This window comes from Ruminococcus sp. AM26-12LB, from assembly GCF_003480785.1.
Lineage (GTDB): Bacteria > Bacillota > Clostridia > Lachnospirales > Lachnospiraceae > Blautia_A > Blautia_A fusiformis.
The window spans coordinates 17,121-35,683 of sequence record NZ_QUJX01000008.1; the positions used below are offsets into that span (position 1 = coordinate 17,121).

The window sequence follows — 18,563 nt, forward strand, 5'->3', positions numbered from 1 at the left end:
CGAACCGTACAGGGGATTTTTTTGAGGGAATCTATAATCAATCAACTTGCCGATATTTTCCTATTTAATTCATCCTATCTTTCTGATAGACAATACCACCTGTTGTAAATTTCACAACACTTCCGTTTTCGACCATATGAAAATAAGGTTCACCTTTCTGTTCTCCTGAAAATATTTTCTCAATTCCGTCACAATATATATTTATAATTTCCGGAGATAACGCATACTTTTTATAACAGTCTTTTTCTTTTTCGCAGACATGAGCAGGAAAAACGCTGCTTACTTTTTTTCTGATTTTCTTCAATTTTAAAAGGCTTTCATAGTATACACGCAAAGAAGCAGATGGGGCAAGCGGACTTTTTCCAGGATTCAAATGTCCCCACACTTCCCAGGTGAGCATGATATCTCCTGTAAAAAGCCATCCTTTCTTCTCCTCAAACAATGCAATACACCCCAGGGTATGACTGGGAACTTCCAGAACTTTAAGTTTTTTATCTCCCAGATCAAAGATATCCCCATCCCTGACTGTACAGATTTTTCTTGCCGGTCCGGGATTCCACATTTCAAACGAAAATCCCTCTTTTTCAGGAATTTCAAAGAACATGAGCTCAGACATTTCTCTCAGCTCCTGGTCTACGATCTGATGGGAAAAAGGTTCGTCATACCTTCCCACACATACTTCTTCAAATTGATAATTTCCTGAATTATGATCCACATGAGCATGAGTATTTACAACAATCAGAGATTTTTCTCCACAAAGTTTCAAAACTTCTTCTTTTAAATCGGTAAGTCCCAGTCCCGTATCCAGAAGAAGAGCTCTTTCTGTTCCATTTATCACATACATAACCGTCTTATCTATTTCATTGATCGCCCACAGATCTTTTTCCAACGGAATGATCCTGAATAACTGCATCTTTATTCCTCCTTTATTTTACAGCTCCCATTGTCAGTCCGCTTGTAATATATTTTTGTGCACAGATGTAAAGGATAATTGTGGGAATAATACACAAGGTAAGTCCTGCAATAAACAGATTCCACTGTGTGCTGGTAGCACTTCTGAACATGAAAAGATTTACCGTCAGCGGTCTCAGTTCACTGTCTCCAATGAGAATACTGGGAAGCAGAAAGTCATTCCAGGACCACATAAAAAACAATACACCAATGGTAACCGTTGCTGGTTTAACAAGTGGAAATACGATCTGCGTCATAATTCGAAAAACTCCACATCCATCTATTGCGGCTGCTTCTTCCAGCTCCCGAGGTACATTTTTCAAAAATCCCGTAAACGTCAGAATTCCAAACGCACAGAAGAATCCAATATCAAGAATGATAATTCCTCCAAGGGAATTGGTAAGATTGGTATTTGTAGCAAGTACAGAAATAGGAATCATAACTGCATGAAACGGCACGATCTGTCCGAAAACAAAATACAGATACAGATTCTGTGAGATTTTCCCACGAAGATGTGAGATTCCGAAAGCACCGGCAAACGATACGAACAGCCCTCCCAGCATAGCTCCCAATGTAATCACAACAGAATTTTTTAATGCAACTAAAAAATTCATGCTTTCCATGGCATTTTTAAAATTATCAAGATATAAAGACTTTGGTAATGCCAGAAAATCAGCCGCAATTTCCGGACTTGTTTTAATTGAATTCATAACGATCCACAATACCGGTAAAATAAAAATAAAGCCTAATATAAACATTGCTGCGGTACCTGCAATTTTCTTTTTCCATGTCATTATGACTGCACCTCTCTTTTTCTAGTAATATTAAGCTGAATCAAGGAAATTGCTGCTATGATCAAAAACAGGATCACCGATTTCGCACAGCCATACCCCATATTAAAAGTTCCAAATGCGTCATCATAAATATTCATGGCGATCGTCTGTGTTGTTTTTGAAGGTCCGCCGCCGGTTAAAGCGTAGTTAATATCAAATGCTTTAAATGCATTTGCAATAGATACAAACAGATTGATCGTAATCGTTGGCATCAGAAGCGGAAGCTGGATTTTTATAATACGATTCAGTCCCACACATCCGTCAATGCATGCCGCTTCCATCACATCAAGAGGAATCGACTGCAAACCTGTGATGTAAAGGATCATCAAAAATCCCAGGCCCTGCCACACGGTAACCACTGATACCGCCGCAAATGCTGCCGTTGAACTCCCGAACCAGCTAAACCCTGTTACTGCTTCCGAATGTAAAAGTTCTCCAATTATTGGCGTTACTTTCTGAAAAATAAATGTCCACGCCAGGGCGATCATAACTCCACTGATAATATTCGGAATAAAAAAGAACGCCCGGATCACTGGCTTACCGAAAATATGTGTATTCAACGCCAGAGCTATAAAAAAAGCCAGTACATTGGTCAGAACAATCGTAACCACTGCAAGTTTAAACGTCAAAAACATAGATTGTATAAAATCTCTATCATGAACCAAATCGACAAAGTTTTTTATTCCGATCCAGTTATGCGTTCCTTTGATCAGATTCCAACTGAAAAACGAATTCGGGATCGTTCCAAAAATTAACGGTCCTGCCAGCGCAAAAGTATAAATACACAGTGCCGGCAGCACAAGAAGGAAATAATATTTTTTCTGTTTTCTGTATAAAATGTCCGACATGTTTCCTACCCCCGTATATAGCAGGCGGACTTTTAAAAGTCCGCCTGTTTTCCTGTGTGTTTATTCTTCTGCAAGCTTTTTAAATCCTTCATCAAGAGCATCCAGTGTCTGATCTTCATCGGTTATTCCTGCAAAATATCCCTGAACATCATCGCCCAGAACATCGCTTGCTCCGCTTGGAAGCTGATTCCACAAAGTACTTCTGACCTTTCCTGCATCCATATACGCTTTCAGATCTTTATAATAATCCTTACTTGCAATTTCATCATCTGCTTCAATGTCCATGCAAGCCATAAAGCCGCCGTAGCTGTTGGTCACTGTTTTCAGCCAGTCCCCGCCATCTCCGATATAATCAAGCACTTCCAGGGCTTCATCCAAGTGTTCCCCGTTTGCGTTGGCCACGATCGCATCTGTTGCACATGCCACAACTTCTGCATCATCTGCGTTATCACTTACTGGAACTGCAAAAAATCCGATGGGAAGATCCTGTGTTACACTTCCTACAGAAATCGTTGCCGCATCTGAAAGAAAGATCATTGCTGCTTCCTGGTTTGCAAATGCATAAAATCCTGTGGCCGCATCCGAATCCATATAATTCTGTCCGGAATTTTCTTTCATAAGATCCATAAAATCAAAAACTCTGTCTACGCCATCCACCTTAAAGCTCCCTTCTCCCTTATTCATGGAATCCAGCCAGCTGTCGATCTTATCTTTTCCACCAAGTACTCCTCCGAATAAGGAGCAGAATTCCTGACTTACTGTCCAGTTATCTTTATAAATAGCGGTAAATGGTGTAATATTCGCAGCCTGAAGTTTTTCACAAACTGCTTTCATCTCATCAAAAGTTTCCGGCACTTTTTCAATTCCTGCTTTTTTAAAAAGATCTTTATTATAAAGTACACCCCACCATTCATACATCTGTGGAAATCCCCACACTTTGCCATCATAAGTAACTGCTTCTTTTGCATTGTCATAAAGTTTGTCCACAAACTCATGATCGCTTACGTCTGCCAGCAGCCCGTTCTGTGCAAAATCATATACCTGGGAATAAGAACTTACTTCAAAAAGATCCGGCAGATCTTTTGCCGCTGTCTTTGCTCCAAGATACTGGTTATAATCTCCGGACTGCATCTCCACAGATAATTTTATATTATCATGAGTCTGATTAAACCCTTCCGCTGCTTTATTGTAAATATCCGCAGCTCCGGAAGTCCACACTGCCATCTTGATCTCAACTACATCGTCTGCATTTTTCAGATTGCTTTTTGCGTAAACCGGCATCACTGTTCCAACAAGCCCCATTGCCATGAGCGCTGCCATTGCGCACGCTGTCACCTTTCTTCTCTTCATTTGTAAACCCTCCGTTCTTTTTTGATGAACTCATTATATTATAATTTTTAATATCAAAACAGTGCACACTTCTTGACATTATGTGTCACTTTTCATAATATGTATTGGTTTTTTTCACTCATCATTATATAATAATGCCAAAAGGAGGGGTAAGAATTGTTTTCTATTACTGCAAAATTTAAAGAACACTCTATAAAATTTCGAATTCTTGTCATCGTTCTTCCAGTTGTGATCCTCAGTTATATCATTTTGTTATCTTCTTTTTATATGATTTATGTAAAAGAATCCCGTAACAATATTCTTCTGGAACATGAAAAGAATACTCTGTCTATCGCCAAAAATACAGCCAGTTATTTTTCCTCACTGAACTCCAACATTGATCTGTTGCTTTACGGAACAGAAATTCAGTCTCTGATCCATTCCTATGCAGATAAAAAGCTCAGTCCGGAAAAAGTTCAGTCCCAGTGTAACACCCTTTTCTCCACATATCTTTTAGGTGCTCAGTCTAAAATTCAACGGGTTTATATTGTTCTGACCGATAATGGGATCATTTCCAATCAGACTATTTATAATTCCACCCTGGAACAACAGGAGCAAAAACTGGAGCAGCTCAGTGAGTATCTAAAACAACCAAAGGGAACTCTCTGTTATTACTATTCTCCAAAGGAACCTTATACCATCACTGCTGCCAAAAATATTTTTGACATTCAGAAACCGGAAAAGAAGATCGGTATTTTACTGACTGAGATCAATATCCGGTTTATGGAGAATATGATCACGGAGCATCAGGATTCTGAATATAGTTATTATTCCCTTTTTCAAAATAGTGACCTGGTATATACAACTTCCCCCTATGCCCCACCCGTCACAGCAAGCATGAATATGAATTATCACTCCCACAGGGGGAATAGTAATTTTTATGCCATCCGCTATTCTGTAAACGATTTCTTACAAATCGGAGGGCTTCTCAACACAACCGGCGCATTTCATTCGATCAATCGTGTATGGCGTCAGCTACTGGTTATTTCCATATTTTTTCTCTTGATACTGGTTTTCGCTGTTATTCAGATTTCAAGAACCATATCCCAGGAATTTCAGGTTTTTATCACTAAGTTAAAACAAACTTCTGTTGCCGATGAAACCGCCCTGATCCACACAGTTTCCAGCAACGAATTTTCTGAGCTGACAAAGGAATACAACCATATGCTCCTGCGCCTTCAGGAATCCGGAAAGAAAATCACGGAACAGCAGATTCTTCTGAAAAACGCAGAGCTGAAAACGCTTCAGGCACAGATCAACCCACATTTTCTTTACAATACCCTGGACTGTATCTCAAGCCTGGCATCTCTTGAAAAAACAGCGCAGATCACAGATATCGTTCCAAAACTGGCTGATATCATGCGAATGAGCATCAAAGGCCCTGATCTTCTTCCTATTTCAGAAGATCTAAATTACGTAAGAGAATATTTGGATATTCAGAAAATGCGTTTCCAGGATCGGCTTCTTTTTCTGATCGAATGTAACGATTCCATGGAAGATCTGTATATCCCAAAACTGATCATACAGCCGGTCGTTGAAAATGCTATCATACATGGTATCAGTGAATCTGTGGAAAATGGCTTTCTTTCTATTCAATTATTTACTTTTAAAGACGATGTACTGATCAAAGTCTATAACACCGGCCCCCTGTTTTCTCACCAGGTAATTGAAAAGATTCACTCTGTATCACAAACTTCTTTTTCCGACCAGAAAAGCATTGGGCTTATAAATATTCAGATGCGGCTACGGTCCCAATTCGGAAATTCCTATGGACTGCTTCTTGAAAATATGGAAGACCGTACTTCTGTATGTGTTACGATCCGTATTCCACAAATACATCAAAGGGAGGACCTGACAAAATGAAAATTCTGATCGTTGATGATGAAAAGATCATCCTGGAAAAACTTAAAATGTATATTTCACAGATTTTTACAGAAAAAGAGAATATTTTTACTTCTGACAATGCAGCAAAAGCACTAGAGATCATATCCTCCCGGCAACCAGATATCATTCTTACGGATATCCGTATGCCTGGAAAAGACGGCCTGTATATTTCTTCTTTCGTGCATAATAATTTTCCAGATAAGATCGTAATACTGATTACCGGTTTTTCTGATTTCAAGTATGCACAGACAGCGATTAAAAACCATGTTTTCGATTATATCCTAAAACCAGTAGACGAAAACGTCCTGAAAGAATCCGTATTGAAAGCTATACATACTATCACAGAACGGAAAAATCAGGCGATCATGCGCAAAAAATATGAATCCTATCTAAAAGAAAATATCAGAAATCTTCAAAAAGATTTTTTTGAACGGTTGCTTTTCAGGAACACTACTTCCCTTTCTTCTTCTTTTCATGAAGAAGTCACCATGCTCCGCCTGGATCATATTAAAAGCTATTACCTTTTATACTGCAAATGTTCTACAACAGTTTCAAAAGATCTGGAAAAAGAATATTACTTTACGCATATCGCCGAACATTATCTTCAGGAACAGATTCCGGGAGCTCTTATTTTTTCTTATGGAAACGCTTTGTATTCCTTATGTCCGGACATTGATGAAAAACAACTTACAAAAATAACTAATTTCATACATGGGGAACTGAAAAAGAATCACGTTCTCATGTCCGCAGCCATCAGCAGTCACTCTGAGAATCTGTCTGAAATTCCCCTGCTTCGAACCCAGACTGTAGAAATTTTTAATACCCTGAAAAATTCCAGTCATTTTGTCATGCTCTACCGTGATCTGGAAACCAACCCCGTTGCTGTCATGTATGAAAAATCCAACTATTTTCAGGTTCTTCTCAATTCCCTGTCTTCCGGTGACAAAACAATGATTCAAAAGCATTTTGATGAGATCTCCCAGTTTTTCACCCGGCAAACTCCTGATGAGTTCAACAGTTTCATGTATAGTTTTATGACTCTTTTTCTTTCTTTTTTTCAGTCAGCTTCCACGGAACTGTCAGATTCGGTACGTCAGATCACCAAAACACAGAAAGAGCTTTTTTCAACCTCCTCACTTCCGGAAAAAAAGACTGAAATATTTCAGGACTGGATGTTTCAGATTGCAGGCCTTCTGAATACTGATAAAATTAATAAAAACAACTACCTGACCAGTCAGCTGATTGAATATATCCGCGCAAATTATGAAAAACCTCTGAGCCTATACAGTATCGCCGATGAATTTAACCGAAGTACTCCTTATATCAGCAGACTGATCAAACAGACAACCGGCAAAAATTTTACGGATCTTCTTACCGATCTGCGTATCCAGAAAGCTAAAGAATTGCTGAAAACTTCTTCCTATCACGTAAATGAGATATCCCACATGGTAGGATATCCCAATTTTCGTTACTTCAGCCGTATTTTCAAGCAGCAAACTGGTATGACTCCCAATGATTATCGGAAGATTTCCTGCCGTTTTCACTGAATTTTTATACTGCTTCCCACACCATCCCCACCACATTTTTTGGTGACGATGATCTTATTTTCGATCCGTTCCTTCAGTTCTGACACATGTGAGATAATTCCTACCAGACGTTTTCCGTCGGCCAGACTTGTCAGGGCTTTCAGGGCCTGTTCCAGGGATTCCTCATCCAAGGATCCGAAACCTTCATCTACAAACATGGAATCCAGCCGGATTCCCCCTGCGCAGGCCTGGATCTCATCAGACAGGCCCAGTGCAAGGGACAGAGATGCCTGGAAGGATTCCCCACCGGACAATGTCTTTACACTTCGTTCTGTTCCGTTATAGTGATCTATGACATTCAGATCGAGACCTGCTTTTTCTTTCTGATTTTTGCTCTGCTCCTGGCGTTTCAGTTCGTACTGACCGCTACTCATGGTCATAAGACGGAGATTGGCTCTTCGCAGGATCCGGTCAAAATATGCCATCTGGATATAAGTTTCCAGCTCGATCTTTGCCTTTCCGTTCAGTTTTCCATTGGCTGTATCCGAAAGATTTTTCATCCAGACATATTCTTTTTCCGCCGCAGTCATTTCCGTCTGACGTACCTGCACTTTCTGATATATTTCCTCATTTCCCTTCTGAACAGAAAAAAGTGCTTTTCGTTTTTCCGAAAGCTGTGTTTTCTCTTCCCTAAAACGGCTGTACTGCTCTCTGAGCGCATCCTCATCTACTTCTCCGATTTCTTTTTTCTGCTCCTCAAAGTTTTTTACAACCGCTGTTATTCTTTCCTTTTCCGCCCGGATCTCCTGTAATTTCTGTTGAGCTCTTCTGCTGCTTTCTTTCAGCTCTTCATACAGCTTCCTCTGTGTTTTTATTTCCTGTTCCAGAGATTCTTTTCCACCTTCTCCGATCTCTTCATTCAGCTCATCCACTTTCTGTGCTTTGTTCTTCCTCTCTGTTTCCAGACGTACGATGTCCTGTGCGGCTTCATTGATAACTCTTCCCAGTTCTTTCAGAGTCTTTTCTCTTTCTATGATCAGCTTCTCAAGATCCTGTTTCTGTTTTGCTTCTTTTTCCTTTCCCTGAACTTTTTCTGACAGGCAGCTGAGCATATCCTGTATCTGTCTTTCAAATCCTGCAGCTGTGTTGTCCGTCACTTCTCCATTTCCTGCCACCAGACTTTTCTGAATCAGTTTTCGGATCTCTTCTGCTGTTATCTGCTGCTGCTTTTTGTTTTCCACGTCTCTTGTCTGAAGACCGGCCTGTTTTCTGTCACATTGATTTTTCTCTTCCTGTAACTGAACGATCTCTGTTTCCAGCTTTTCGATCCACGTTTCTGTTTCGTTCTTCTTTTTTTTACGTTCTATTGCTATGCGAATCTCTTCCTCGCTATCTGCCAGCTGCTTTTCACATTGGTCCTGTTTTTCTTTCAGCAAAGGGATCAGCTTTTTCCATTCCGTCTCATGTAAAAGCTCTTGTGCCTCCCTCTGGATCTGATGCCATAATGTTTTCTGGCGTTCTTTTCGTTTTCCTGCTTCCACACTCTGCGTATTTGCGTCATTCTCCAGTCTGTCCAGTTTTTGTTTCTCTCTGTCCAGGATTTCCTGATCCACAACCTGTCCTTTGGGAAGTATTCCCGGACGCGGATGCTCGAAAGAACCACATACCGGGCATGGGCAGCCCTCTTTCAGTTCCTGCGCCAGGAGCCCTGCCTGCGCGTCCAGAAAACTCTGAAACAGTTTCTGGTAAACTTCTCTCTGCTTTTGTACTTTTTCAATGGAAATCTTATATTTTTCCTGCTGCTCTTTCGTGGCATTATAAGCCCCTTGAAACTCCTTAACCAGAGCAATCAGTCCTTCTAATTCTTTCTTTTTCCGAAGCCCTTCTGTCTTTTTCGTCTCTGCCTTCTGAAGTTCCAGCTCCGCGCTGTCCAACAGCGCCTTGTCTTTCTTTTGCTGCTCCAGCTCTTCCTTCTGCTGCGTTTCTTTCCGGATGATTTCTTCCTGCCATCCATCTATCTGTTTCTGTTCTTTTTTGATCTCTTCTTCCGTCAGCAGACAGCTGTCATAGCTTCGTTTTTCACTGTCCAGTTTATCGTACTCAAACTTGTATTTTTGTAGTTCTTCTCCTGCATCTGCCAGTATTGAAAGGCGTTTTTTTTCTTCCTCATCTTTTTTCTGCAAAAGCTGCTCTTCGGAAATATCCTTCTCTTTTTTTTCACTGACTGTTTCAAGCTTTCCTTCGATTGTTTCCAGCTCTTTTTTCAGCTTTTCCAGCTCCTGATATTTTTTCAGCTTTTCTTCTTTTTCACGGATCCTGATTCCAAGCTCTTCACATCTGTGATCTGCATCTTTATATTTTTCCGCCTCTTCTACTGCAAGCTGTAGAAGTGGTGTTAATTCTTCCAGATCTTTTTCCGCTTTTTTCTTTTTCAGCTCCAGATTTCGTTTCTGAGCCACAAGATTTTGTGCCTCTTCTGCTTTTCGTATATCCTGATTAAGCGAGTCTTCTTTTTCCCGGAGCTCTTTTTCCTGTGCTTCACCATATTCCAGAAACTGCTTCAGAAGTTCCAGACTCCGCTCCAGTTTTCCCTCGAATTTTATCTTTTTCAGTTCATCAAATTCCTCTGCCTCCTGCCATGAAGCAGTCTCCGTTTTCACTCCATCCAAATACTGGGCAATACTGCGGCGCATTTCATCATATTCCTTATATCTGGCTATTGACGCATCCTTAAGTTTCATCTGAATCTGCTGATAAAGTCCTGTGTGAAAGAGCTGTCGGAAGATCTCTCCTCTCTGTGTAGTTCCTGCCAGAAGTAATTTCTGGAAATCCCCTTGGGCGATCATTGCGATCTGTGTGAACTGATTATAACTCAGTCCCAGAAGCTGTTCCACTGCCGCAGTAACATCTTTTGCCTTTGTCACCGGCTGACGTTCATCCGGATAGATCAGCTGTGCTTCAGCTTTTCTAAGAGTCTGTCCGGTGCCTCTTTTTTTCGGAGCCATATATTCCGCACTCCGGCGCACGTGATAATTTTTCCCCTGATAGGAAAAAACAAGCTCCACAAAGGTCTCTGTGGAAGGCTCTGCATATTTGCTCCGAAACATGGCCGGATCTCTTACCTCTCCACTGGCTCTTCCATATAACGCAAAGGTGATCGCATCAAAGATCGTGGTTTTTCCCGCTCCGGTGTCACCGGTGATCAGGTAGAGACCTCCCTCTCCAAGCTTTGAAAAATCAATCTCTGTTTTGTCCGCATAGGGCCCGAAGGCACTGATGGTCAGTTTTTCCGGTCTCATTATTTCACCTCCTGGATCTTACGGATCAGGTCTTCGGAATATTTCCGCTGTTCTTCATTCATGGGCTGGTTATTCTGCAGTTCAAAAAATTCCTCGAAATATTCCAGCTCGGATTTCCTTTTCACCGTTTCTGTACCTGCGATTTCCTGGTTTTCTCTTGTACGTCGGTTATCATATTCCAGCCTCATCAGATTCGGATAAACAGTACGGAGCTTCTGCATTCCATCTACGATATCTTCTTCATCTGTCAGCGTGATCTGCACATAATCCTCTGTGTTTGTGTCCTGATAACTGGACAGTGATGTGATCTCCATGTATGTGCCTTTCAGTTTTCGCATATCCCGAAGAGGCTTCAGCGGAATCGCCCTGATCCTGAAATTTCCTTTTTCCAGAAGCTCCACAACTGTCACGGATTTCTGCTGTCCTGCCTCGGAAAAAGAATATTTCAAAGGAGTTCCGCAGTAGCGGATGTGCTCGCTTCCCACATTCTGAGGACTGTGGATATGGCCAAGTGCCACATAGTCAAAATCCCGGAACACATCTGCCTCCACCTGGTCGATACCTCCAACGGAGATCTCTTCAGAATCACAGCGCATGGCACCGACCACAAACTGATGGGCGATCAATACATTGCGATAACGTTTATCAATCTCCATATGTGCAACTGCCGCCTGCACTGCCTCCTGGTAGGTACGGATCTCATCCACCTCTTCTTCTCCTTCCAGTCCGTGCCTCACAGTTGCCGGACGCACAAATGGAAGCAGATGGATCCAAACTTCTCCATAGCTGTCCGTTAAACAGTACTTTTCTGTTTTTCCATCGTATACCGGGGACATACAGATCCCGCTGCTGCTCATGATCTGTGAACCGAAAGCGATCCTTTCCGCACTGTCATGATTTCCGCTGATGGCATACACCGGGAGCTTCCGCTTTGCAAGCCTGGTAAGAAACCGGTCAAAAAGCTGCACTGCCTCCGCAGAAGGAACCGGCCTGTCATAAAGATCTCCCGCAAGAAGAATTCCATCCGGTTCTTCTTTATCAATGATTCTCAGAATTTCATTCAAAATATATTTCTGATCTTCGATCATGGAAAACTCATTGACTCGTTTTCCTAGGTGAAGGTCTGATAAATGGATCAGTTTCATCGATCACCTCCTGCGCTCACCCAGCCTCCGAACAGTTCCGGTGCAAGATCGATCTCACAGGCATCCAGTACATCTTTTAGCTGTGAAGGATTGCTGACGCCGGTTACAGGCACAGTCTGGAATGGCTGATGGAAAAAGTATGCCAAAGACAGGGCCTGCAGGCTGTGGCCGGTTTCTTTCTGCAGCTTTAACAGCTTCTGATAGGTGCGAAGGTTTGTCTCGTTCCAGTAGGATCTTTTCATACTTTCTGAAAGACCTGTGATCTGTGTTTCCTTCTCCCGCATCCAGGATGCATCCACCTCTGCATCTGTACAGGAAAGCCCCATTTTCTGAAGTTTTGAAAAAAATCCCATTGCAGTGGAAGAAAACGGAACGGAAGCAGCGCCTGTCTCACAGTGCCACTGATATTCTTCCCTGGAAAACTCCACAAGTGTAGGATCCGGATTTGTATTTCCTCCGGGATTGATTCCTGCAAGACTCCACTGATTGGATACTGCTGTGATCCCTGAAAGACTTCGTTCTCTCAGACACTGCGCAATTTCTTTCAGCCTCTCTGTGCGGTAATTGGAAAATCCATAATAACGGATCCGGCCTTCTTTTTTCAATTCTTCCAGAGTATCCACGATTTCCTCCACCGGTTTTTCCGGATCATCTCTGTGAAGCCAGTAAAAATCCATCTCATCTTTTCCCAGTGTGCGGCAGCTCTCATCCAGGTCCATGCGGATATCTTCTTTGTTCACTCTGCTGCGGCCCGGATCCTCAAAGGAATAGTGCGCGCCCTTCGTTGCCACAATAACTTTTCCCTGCATGCCACTCTCTTTCAGCCATTTTCCTATGATCTGCTCACTGCAGTTTCCATGTCCTTTTAGCCATTTGCAATAGACATTTGCCGTATCAATAAAATTTCCGCCTGCCCATACAAAGGCATTCAGAATCTCAAAGCTTTTTTCCAGGTCTGATTTATCTCCAAATCCTGCTGTTCCGAGGCAGATAGGACTGATGTTCAGATCTGTATTGTTCAGCTGTATATATTTCATCTACGTAACCTCCCGTATTCATATATATCTTTTTCTATTATAACTTTTTTCCGTAGATCCGAACAGTATATTTCCCAACTATCCATATACTATGGCACAAAAAAATCCTCCGGCACATGCATGCCGGAGGATTTGATATTCCGTTATCTTAACAATATGATTTATTTGTAAAGTGGTCCATAGTTCTTGCAAGCGCGGAAGTCTGCACCCTCTTTTTCCATACCGAATGCGTTCCAAGCTGCCGGACGATAGATATCCTTCTCAGGAACGTTGTGCATGGATACCGGGATTCTCAGCATAGAGCACATTGTGATCAGGTCTGCACCGATGTGTCCGTAGGAGATCGCACCGTGGTTAGCACCCCAGTTGTTCATTACATCGTAAGCTGTTTTGAACGGTCCCTCTTTGCCATCGCATCTTGGAGCGAACCATGTACATGGCCATGTGTAGTCTGTACGTTTCCAGAGCTTATCAGATACCTCTTCCGGAAGGGCTACTGTCCATCCCTCTGCGATCTGAAGAACCGGTCCAAGTCCTTTTACAAGGTTCAGACGGATCATAGTTGCAGGCATCTGAGCACGTGTTTCATAACGGCTGGAGTATCCGCCTCCACGGAAGTATCCGTTGTCGGCCATACACCACTCTGTGTTGTCCATGATCGCTTTCTGGTCTGCCTCTGTAACATCCCACCACTGTTTCATAACTGGTGTTCCGTCAGCCTCTTTAGCCTGTCCGTTAGCATCCAGGCAAGCAGCACCGGAGTTGATCAGATGAAGGAATCCGCCAGCTTCTTTGGCAACACCCTCAAGGTCATATCCTGTAGCTTTCTTAACTGCCTCCGGGCTCCAGTATGTACGAACATCAGCGAAGATCTGAGCACGTCCTGTAAGAAGTTTCATGAACAGCATTCCAAGTCCGTTGAGAACGTCGTTCTCTGTAGCAAGGATGTACGGCTCACGAGCGCCATTCCAGTCGAAGGATGTGTTCAGCATAGCCTCTGCGAAGTCACCGTTCGGATAGAAGTCTGTCCACTGTCTCTGGCCCTGGAATCCAGCTGCAAGAGCATTGTGTCCGATTGCTTCCTCGGAGAATTCCGGAGCAAGATTATCACAGCCGTTCATCAGCTCTTTGATGATAACTGCCATCTTAACAACAAACTCGAACTGCTCCTCTTTCTTCTCTGGTGAGAACTGAAGCTCTTCCGGGTTCTTGTCCCAGCCGATCTTGCAGGTCTCTTTTGCCCATTTGAGAGCTTTCTCAAACTCTTCATGATCGTAGATACCCTCTGTCATACGACGGATGATCTCTACCTCATCAACAGACTCAACTCTCATTCCGAGATAGGACTCGATGAAATCAGAATCGATGATAGATCCGCCGATACCCATTGTTACAGAACCGATCTGCAGGTAGGATTTACCTCTCATGGATGCAGCTGCAACTGCTGCACGGCCGAATCTTAACAGTTTCTCTTTAACGTCTTCTGGAATGGATGTGTCGTCAGCTTCCTGAACGTCATGTCCGTAGATACCGAATGCCGGAAGGCCCTTCTGTGCATGTGTAGCAAGAACGGATGCCAGATATACAGCACCAGGTCTCTCTGTTCCGTTGAATCCCCATACAGCCTTGATGGTCTGTGGATCCATATCCATGGTCTCAGCTCCGTAGCACCAGCATGGTGTAACTGTAAGAGTGATATCTACACCCTCTTTACGGAATTTATCCGCACATGCGGCGCTCTCACCAACACGTCCGATGGTGGTATCAGCAATAACAACTTTTACAGGCTCACCATTTGAATATTTCAGGTTCTCCTCGAAAAGCTTTGCTGCGGATTTGGCCATGTTCATAGTCTGATCTTCCAGAGATCCTCTTACATCGAGGGCTCCTCTACGTCCGTCGATGGTTGGTCTGATACCGATAACCGGATAGCTGCCTACTAATCTGCTCTTTGCCATAGTAACAATTACCTCCTAAATTTATATTCACTATTATAACTTACAGTTTTTTTACGTTCCAACAACTCCTGTCCGAACTATGCTTTTATTATACGATTGCATCTTTTAAATTACTTGTGTTATAATAGCAAAAAACAGTACAATATTCACTTTTTCATATGAGTTCCCAAAAAAACTATAAAAATTTAAGAAAGAAGGGTTGTATTTTGCACGATCTTGGAAGAAATGAGGACAGACTTCGAGGTACCTATGAATTTCCTTTTGAATTCCACCACATTGACAGCAGCCATCCACGCTATGTCATGTCCTACCACTGGCATGTAGAATGTGAAATCATGCGTGTATTACAGGGCACTCTCACCGTCACTTTAGACGAAAAAAGTTTTACAGCAAAAGCCGGAGATGTGATTTTTGTCAATAGCGGAGTTCTGCATTCCGGAATTCCTCAGGATTGTATCTATCAGTGCATTGTTTTTGATATGAACATGTTTCTGAAATTTAATTCCATCTGCACAGAATATATGCAGAAGATCAGCCACCAGGAGCTTCTGATCTATCACCATTTCACTGAAAAGCAACCTGATATCCAGAGAGCAGTGAACTCTCTTTTTGATTCTTTCTGGCAGAGAAAGCCAGGATATGAGCTGGTTGTGTTTGGACAATTTTACCACTTTTTCGGATTGGTTTTTGGTAATCATTACTACCTGGAAAGCCTGCGGAAAACCAGACGAGATTACAAGCGCATTGTCCAGCTGAAGCAGGTCGTGGAATTTATTGAAAAGAACTATGCCAGCCCCATTACCCTACAGGAGCTTTCCGCTTCGGTTTCCATGTCTCCCAAATATTTCTGCCGGTTCTTTTCCGAGATGACGCATCAGACACCAATGGATTACCTCAACCGCCAGCGGATCGAGCAGGCCTGCTGCCAGCTGGCTACCACCGATGATTCCATCACGGAGATCGCCTACCGGAATGGCTTTAATGATCTGAGCTATTTTATCCGTACCTTCAAAAAGTACAAGGGGATCACCCCCGGCAAATATAAAAGACGCTGAAATATTTTTCCACATCTTAATGGCACATATCAGTGTATTACATGACAAAAAGCAGGATCTCGCACATATTGCGGATATCCTGCTTTTTGAGGAATTGGGCTGTTTTATGTAAATACAGCTTTTTCGGCCTGGCGGAGAACAGTCATGCCGGAACGGATTCCCGTTTTGCAGACGGGCTATGTTCATGTCTTTATGAATACATGCTACTCTTCTGTATGAGAAAAAAAGCCGGCAGGGCAGATTTTCTGCATGAAAAAGCCGACGCAGATCGTGAAGGAGCCTGATCTCTGTTTACGCAGTGACCAGCACCAGATTATGTCGTAATTGAAAGCGGATACGATCATCCACCTCACTGCTTGCTTCTGACCAACGGATATCTCACACAGTTGGTCCATCTACTCGAAGGGATTCCACTGCTGCATAGAACTCTGCTTGCGAAATGCCTGTACGCTGCACCGGAACGTGCAGCAGAATATGATACAGTTAAAAACGATCCGGCCGCATTATAGCCGCCGGATGTTTCCTGCTTGTCTTATTCTAACAAATGCCTCTTTAAAATGCAAGAAATTTCAGAACATTTCGCTCTTCATTTTCCGACGGCAAAAGTCTATTTCCTACAGATTTTTCACCGCGTCTATAAACCTTTTTCCGTATTTTTCGTACTTGTGCCTGCCGACTCCTGTCACATTCAGCATTTCCTCCTCGTTTCCGGGCTTCAGAATGCACATATGGATAAGGGTTTTGTCGGAAAAGACCATATAAGGGGGGATTTTTTCCTCTCTGGCGATTTCCAGGCGAAGAGCACGGAGCTTCTGAAAAAGGGGCTCATCCTGTTCTCCCAGCTCCCCGACTGCAGATTTCGGAAGTCTGCTCCGTTTCTCTTTTTTCTTCGTCTCCAGCTCTTTTGACATTTTCATTGTGAGGATATGCGCCTCCTCCAGAAGTGACCTGGAAGCGGCGGTCAGCTTCACAATCGTATATCCGTCATCCGTCAGATAAAGATATTCCTTCAGTACCAGATAATTAAAGATCTGCCGCAGCCGGTGTGCCGGAATCTTTGCACAGACTCCATATTCCGGATTTCCATCCATCTCATACTGCCGGATCTTCGCCGTAGATGCGCCGCGCAGAGTATCCAGGATCACGTTCACCCCGTATCTCTGACCACTGCTTTCCACGCACCGGATCATTGCCCTGGCCTCCTGGCTCACATCCTGCTCTTCAAACTCGGTCTGACAGTTCAGGCAGTTTCCGCAGTAGCTTTTTCCGTATTCCCCAAAATATTTCAGGATGTACTCACGCAGACAATCATGGGTAAAGCAGTAAAAGGTCATCTGCTTCAGCCTCTCCTGATCACGCTCCCGGACAAGGCGCCAGACTGCCGCTTCCATTTCCTGGTTATCCTGTCCTCTCTCGATAAGATACTGATTGGTAACCACATCCTTCCCGCTGTAAAGCAGGATACATTCCGCAGGATCGCCGTCACGGCCCGCACGGCCTGCTTCCTGATAATAGCCTTCCATGTTCTTCGGCATATTATAATGAATGACATAACGCACATCGGACTTGTCGATTCCCATTCCAAATGCATTAGTGGCTACCATCACACGACAGCGGTCATAAATAAAATCATCCTGATTGTTCCGGCGTTCCTCATCGGAAAGTCCTGCATGATATCTGGTGGCCGTGATGCCGTCACGGATCAGCTTTCCGCAGACCTCCTCCACCAGCTTTCTGGTGAGACAGTAGATGATTCCACTGTCGTCCGGATGCTCCAGTATGTAATCGTGTACTTCCTTATATTTATCTTTCGGTGTTTTCACTGCAAAATAAAGGTTTTCCCGGTCAAATCCTGTGGTTGTGCAAAAGGGATCCTGAAGCCCCAGAAGTCTTGCAATATCCTCCCTGACCTCCTTCGTGGCTGTAGCTGTAAATGCACCGATCACCGGTCTTTTTGGAAGCTGTGCAACAAACTCTGCGATCTTCAGATAGCTTGGCCGAAAATCCTGTCCCCACTGTGATACACAGTGTGACTCATCCACTGCGATCATGGAAATATCCGCACTCAGCGCAAAATCCAGAAACGCCTCTGTGGTAAGCCTCTCCGGTGCTACATAGATGATCGGATATCGTCCTGCCTTTGCATAGCGCAAGGCTGTGAAATACTGCCCCTGCGTCAGAGAGCTGTTGAGGTATGCTGCTGAGATGCCGACCTGGTTCAGGCTTCTCACCTGATCCTTCATAAGGGAGATCAACGGTGATATTACCAGTATGATCCCCTTCATCATCAGTGCCGGTACCTGATAGCAGATGGATTTTCCTGCGCCGGTTGGCATCACTGCCAGAACATCTTTTCCTGCAAGAAGCGCATCGATCACCGCTTCCTGCCCTTCTCTGAATGTATCATACCCGAAATGGGTCTTTAAAAGTTCCTGTTTCGTCATAAATCGACATGATCCTTTCTGTTACGTTCCCACCGGAACTGTAACGCTTCTCTTTTTCATTGTCGAATCGCTGCTGTTTTCCGAATATTTCATTTTAACATATTTACAGATAAATTGCCAATTGATACAAAAAAATCACAATGCACTTCCTACCTGGTTTCCTGTTATAATGATATAAGAGAAAGAGTCTGTTT

At 43.2% G+C, this 18,563-nt stretch carries 12 protein-coding genes; 3 read left to right on the forward strand and 9 right to left on the reverse strand.

Features of this window, described 5'->3' with window-relative positions; genetic code table 11:
* Window positions 1-64 precede the first annotated feature (64 nt).
* From DW694_RS07245 to DW694_RS07260, 4 genes are read right to left on the reverse strand one after another with little or no spacing between them, the layout of a single operon-like run.
* Window positions 65-913 carry an MBL fold metallo-hydrolase gene (locus DW694_RS07245; protein WP_021651519.1) on the reverse strand — a complete coding sequence of 283 codons (849 nt, stop codon included), beginning with the start codon at window positions 911-913 and terminating at the stop codon, window positions 65-67.
* Between the two features lie 13 nt (window positions 914-926).
* Complete coding sequence (locus DW694_RS07250) at window positions 927-1,745, reverse strand: carbohydrate ABC transporter permease (protein WP_021651520.1); 819 nt, start codon at window positions 1,743-1,745, stop codon at window positions 927-929.
* Window positions 1,745-2,632: a sugar ABC transporter permease gene (locus tag DW694_RS07255; protein ID WP_021651521.1), complete on the reverse strand. Its 888-nt coding sequence runs from the start codon at window positions 2,630-2,632 to the stop codon at window positions 1,745-1,747. Before DW694_RS07255 ends, DW694_RS07250 begins: the two co-directional genes overlap by 1 nt.
* A gap of 60 nt (window positions 2,633-2,692) precedes the next feature.
* Window positions 2,693-3,982: an extracellular solute-binding protein gene (locus DW694_RS07260; RefSeq protein WP_021651522.1), complete on the reverse strand. Its 1,290-nt coding sequence runs from the start codon at window positions 3,980-3,982 to the stop codon at window positions 2,693-2,695.
* 156 nt (window positions 3,983-4,138) lie between these two features.
* Between DW694_RS07260 and DW694_RS07265 the strand changes: the two genes are divergently transcribed.
* Together DW694_RS07265 and DW694_RS07275 are read left to right on the forward strand one after the other, a co-directional pair.
* The gene (locus DW694_RS07265) at window positions 4,139-5,884 is read left to right on the forward strand and encodes a histidine kinase (protein ID WP_118752775.1); all 1,746 of its coding nucleotides are present in this window, start codon (window positions 4,139-4,141) and stop codon (window positions 5,882-5,884) included.
* Window positions 5,881-7,452 (forward strand): helix-turn-helix domain-containing protein, encoded by a 1,572-nt coding sequence (locus tag DW694_RS07275; protein WP_182465484.1) that lies wholly within the window; start codon window positions 5,881-5,883, stop codon window positions 7,450-7,452. The genes DW694_RS07265 and DW694_RS07275 overlap by 4 nt, the downstream gene beginning before the upstream one ends.
* Here the strand turns inward: DW694_RS07275 and DW694_RS07280 are convergent.
* The 4 genes from DW694_RS07280 to DW694_RS07295 all read right to left on the reverse strand — a co-directional run bounded on the left by DW694_RS07280 (window position 7,446) and on the right by DW694_RS07295 (window position 14,870).
* Window positions 7,446-10,730, reverse strand: coding sequence for an SMC family ATPase (locus tag DW694_RS07280; protein WP_021651525.1), 3,285 nt, complete (start codon window positions 10,728-10,730; stop codon window positions 7,446-7,448). The genes DW694_RS07275 and DW694_RS07280 overlap by 7 nt on opposite strands.
* On the reverse strand, window positions 10,730-11,875 hold the full coding sequence (locus DW694_RS07285; RefSeq protein ID WP_118752776.1) for an exonuclease SbcCD subunit D: 1,146 nt from the start codon (window positions 11,873-11,875) through the stop codon (window positions 10,730-10,732). The genes DW694_RS07280 and DW694_RS07285 overlap by 1 nt, the downstream gene beginning before the upstream one ends.
* The gene (locus DW694_RS07290) at window positions 11,872-12,912 is read right to left on the reverse strand and encodes an aldo/keto reductase (protein WP_118752777.1); all 1,041 of its coding nucleotides are present in this window, start codon (window positions 12,910-12,912) and stop codon (window positions 11,872-11,874) included. The genes DW694_RS07285 and DW694_RS07290 overlap by 4 nt, the downstream gene beginning before the upstream one ends.
* A 161-nt stretch (window positions 12,913-13,073) precedes the next feature.
* On the reverse strand, window positions 13,074-14,870 hold the full coding sequence (locus tag DW694_RS07295; RefSeq protein WP_015525941.1) for an L-fucose isomerase: 1,797 nt from the start codon (window positions 14,868-14,870) through the stop codon (window positions 13,074-13,076).
* Window positions 14,871-15,076: 206 nt separating this feature from the next.
* Between DW694_RS07295 and DW694_RS07300 the strand changes: the two genes are divergently transcribed.
* The gene (locus DW694_RS07300) at window positions 15,077-15,925 is read left to right on the forward strand and encodes an AraC family transcriptional regulator (protein WP_118368604.1); all 849 of its coding nucleotides are present in this window, start codon (window positions 15,077-15,079) and stop codon (window positions 15,923-15,925) included.
* A 614-nt stretch (window positions 15,926-16,539) separates the two neighbouring features.
* On the opposite strand, the gene recQ is transcribed toward DW694_RS07300, so the two are convergent.
* Window positions 16,540-18,369, reverse strand: coding sequence for a DNA helicase RecQ (recQ, locus tag DW694_RS07310; protein WP_118752778.1), 1,830 nt, complete (start codon window positions 18,367-18,369; stop codon window positions 16,540-16,542).
* Between the last annotated feature and the right edge of the window lie 194 nt (window positions 18,370-18,563).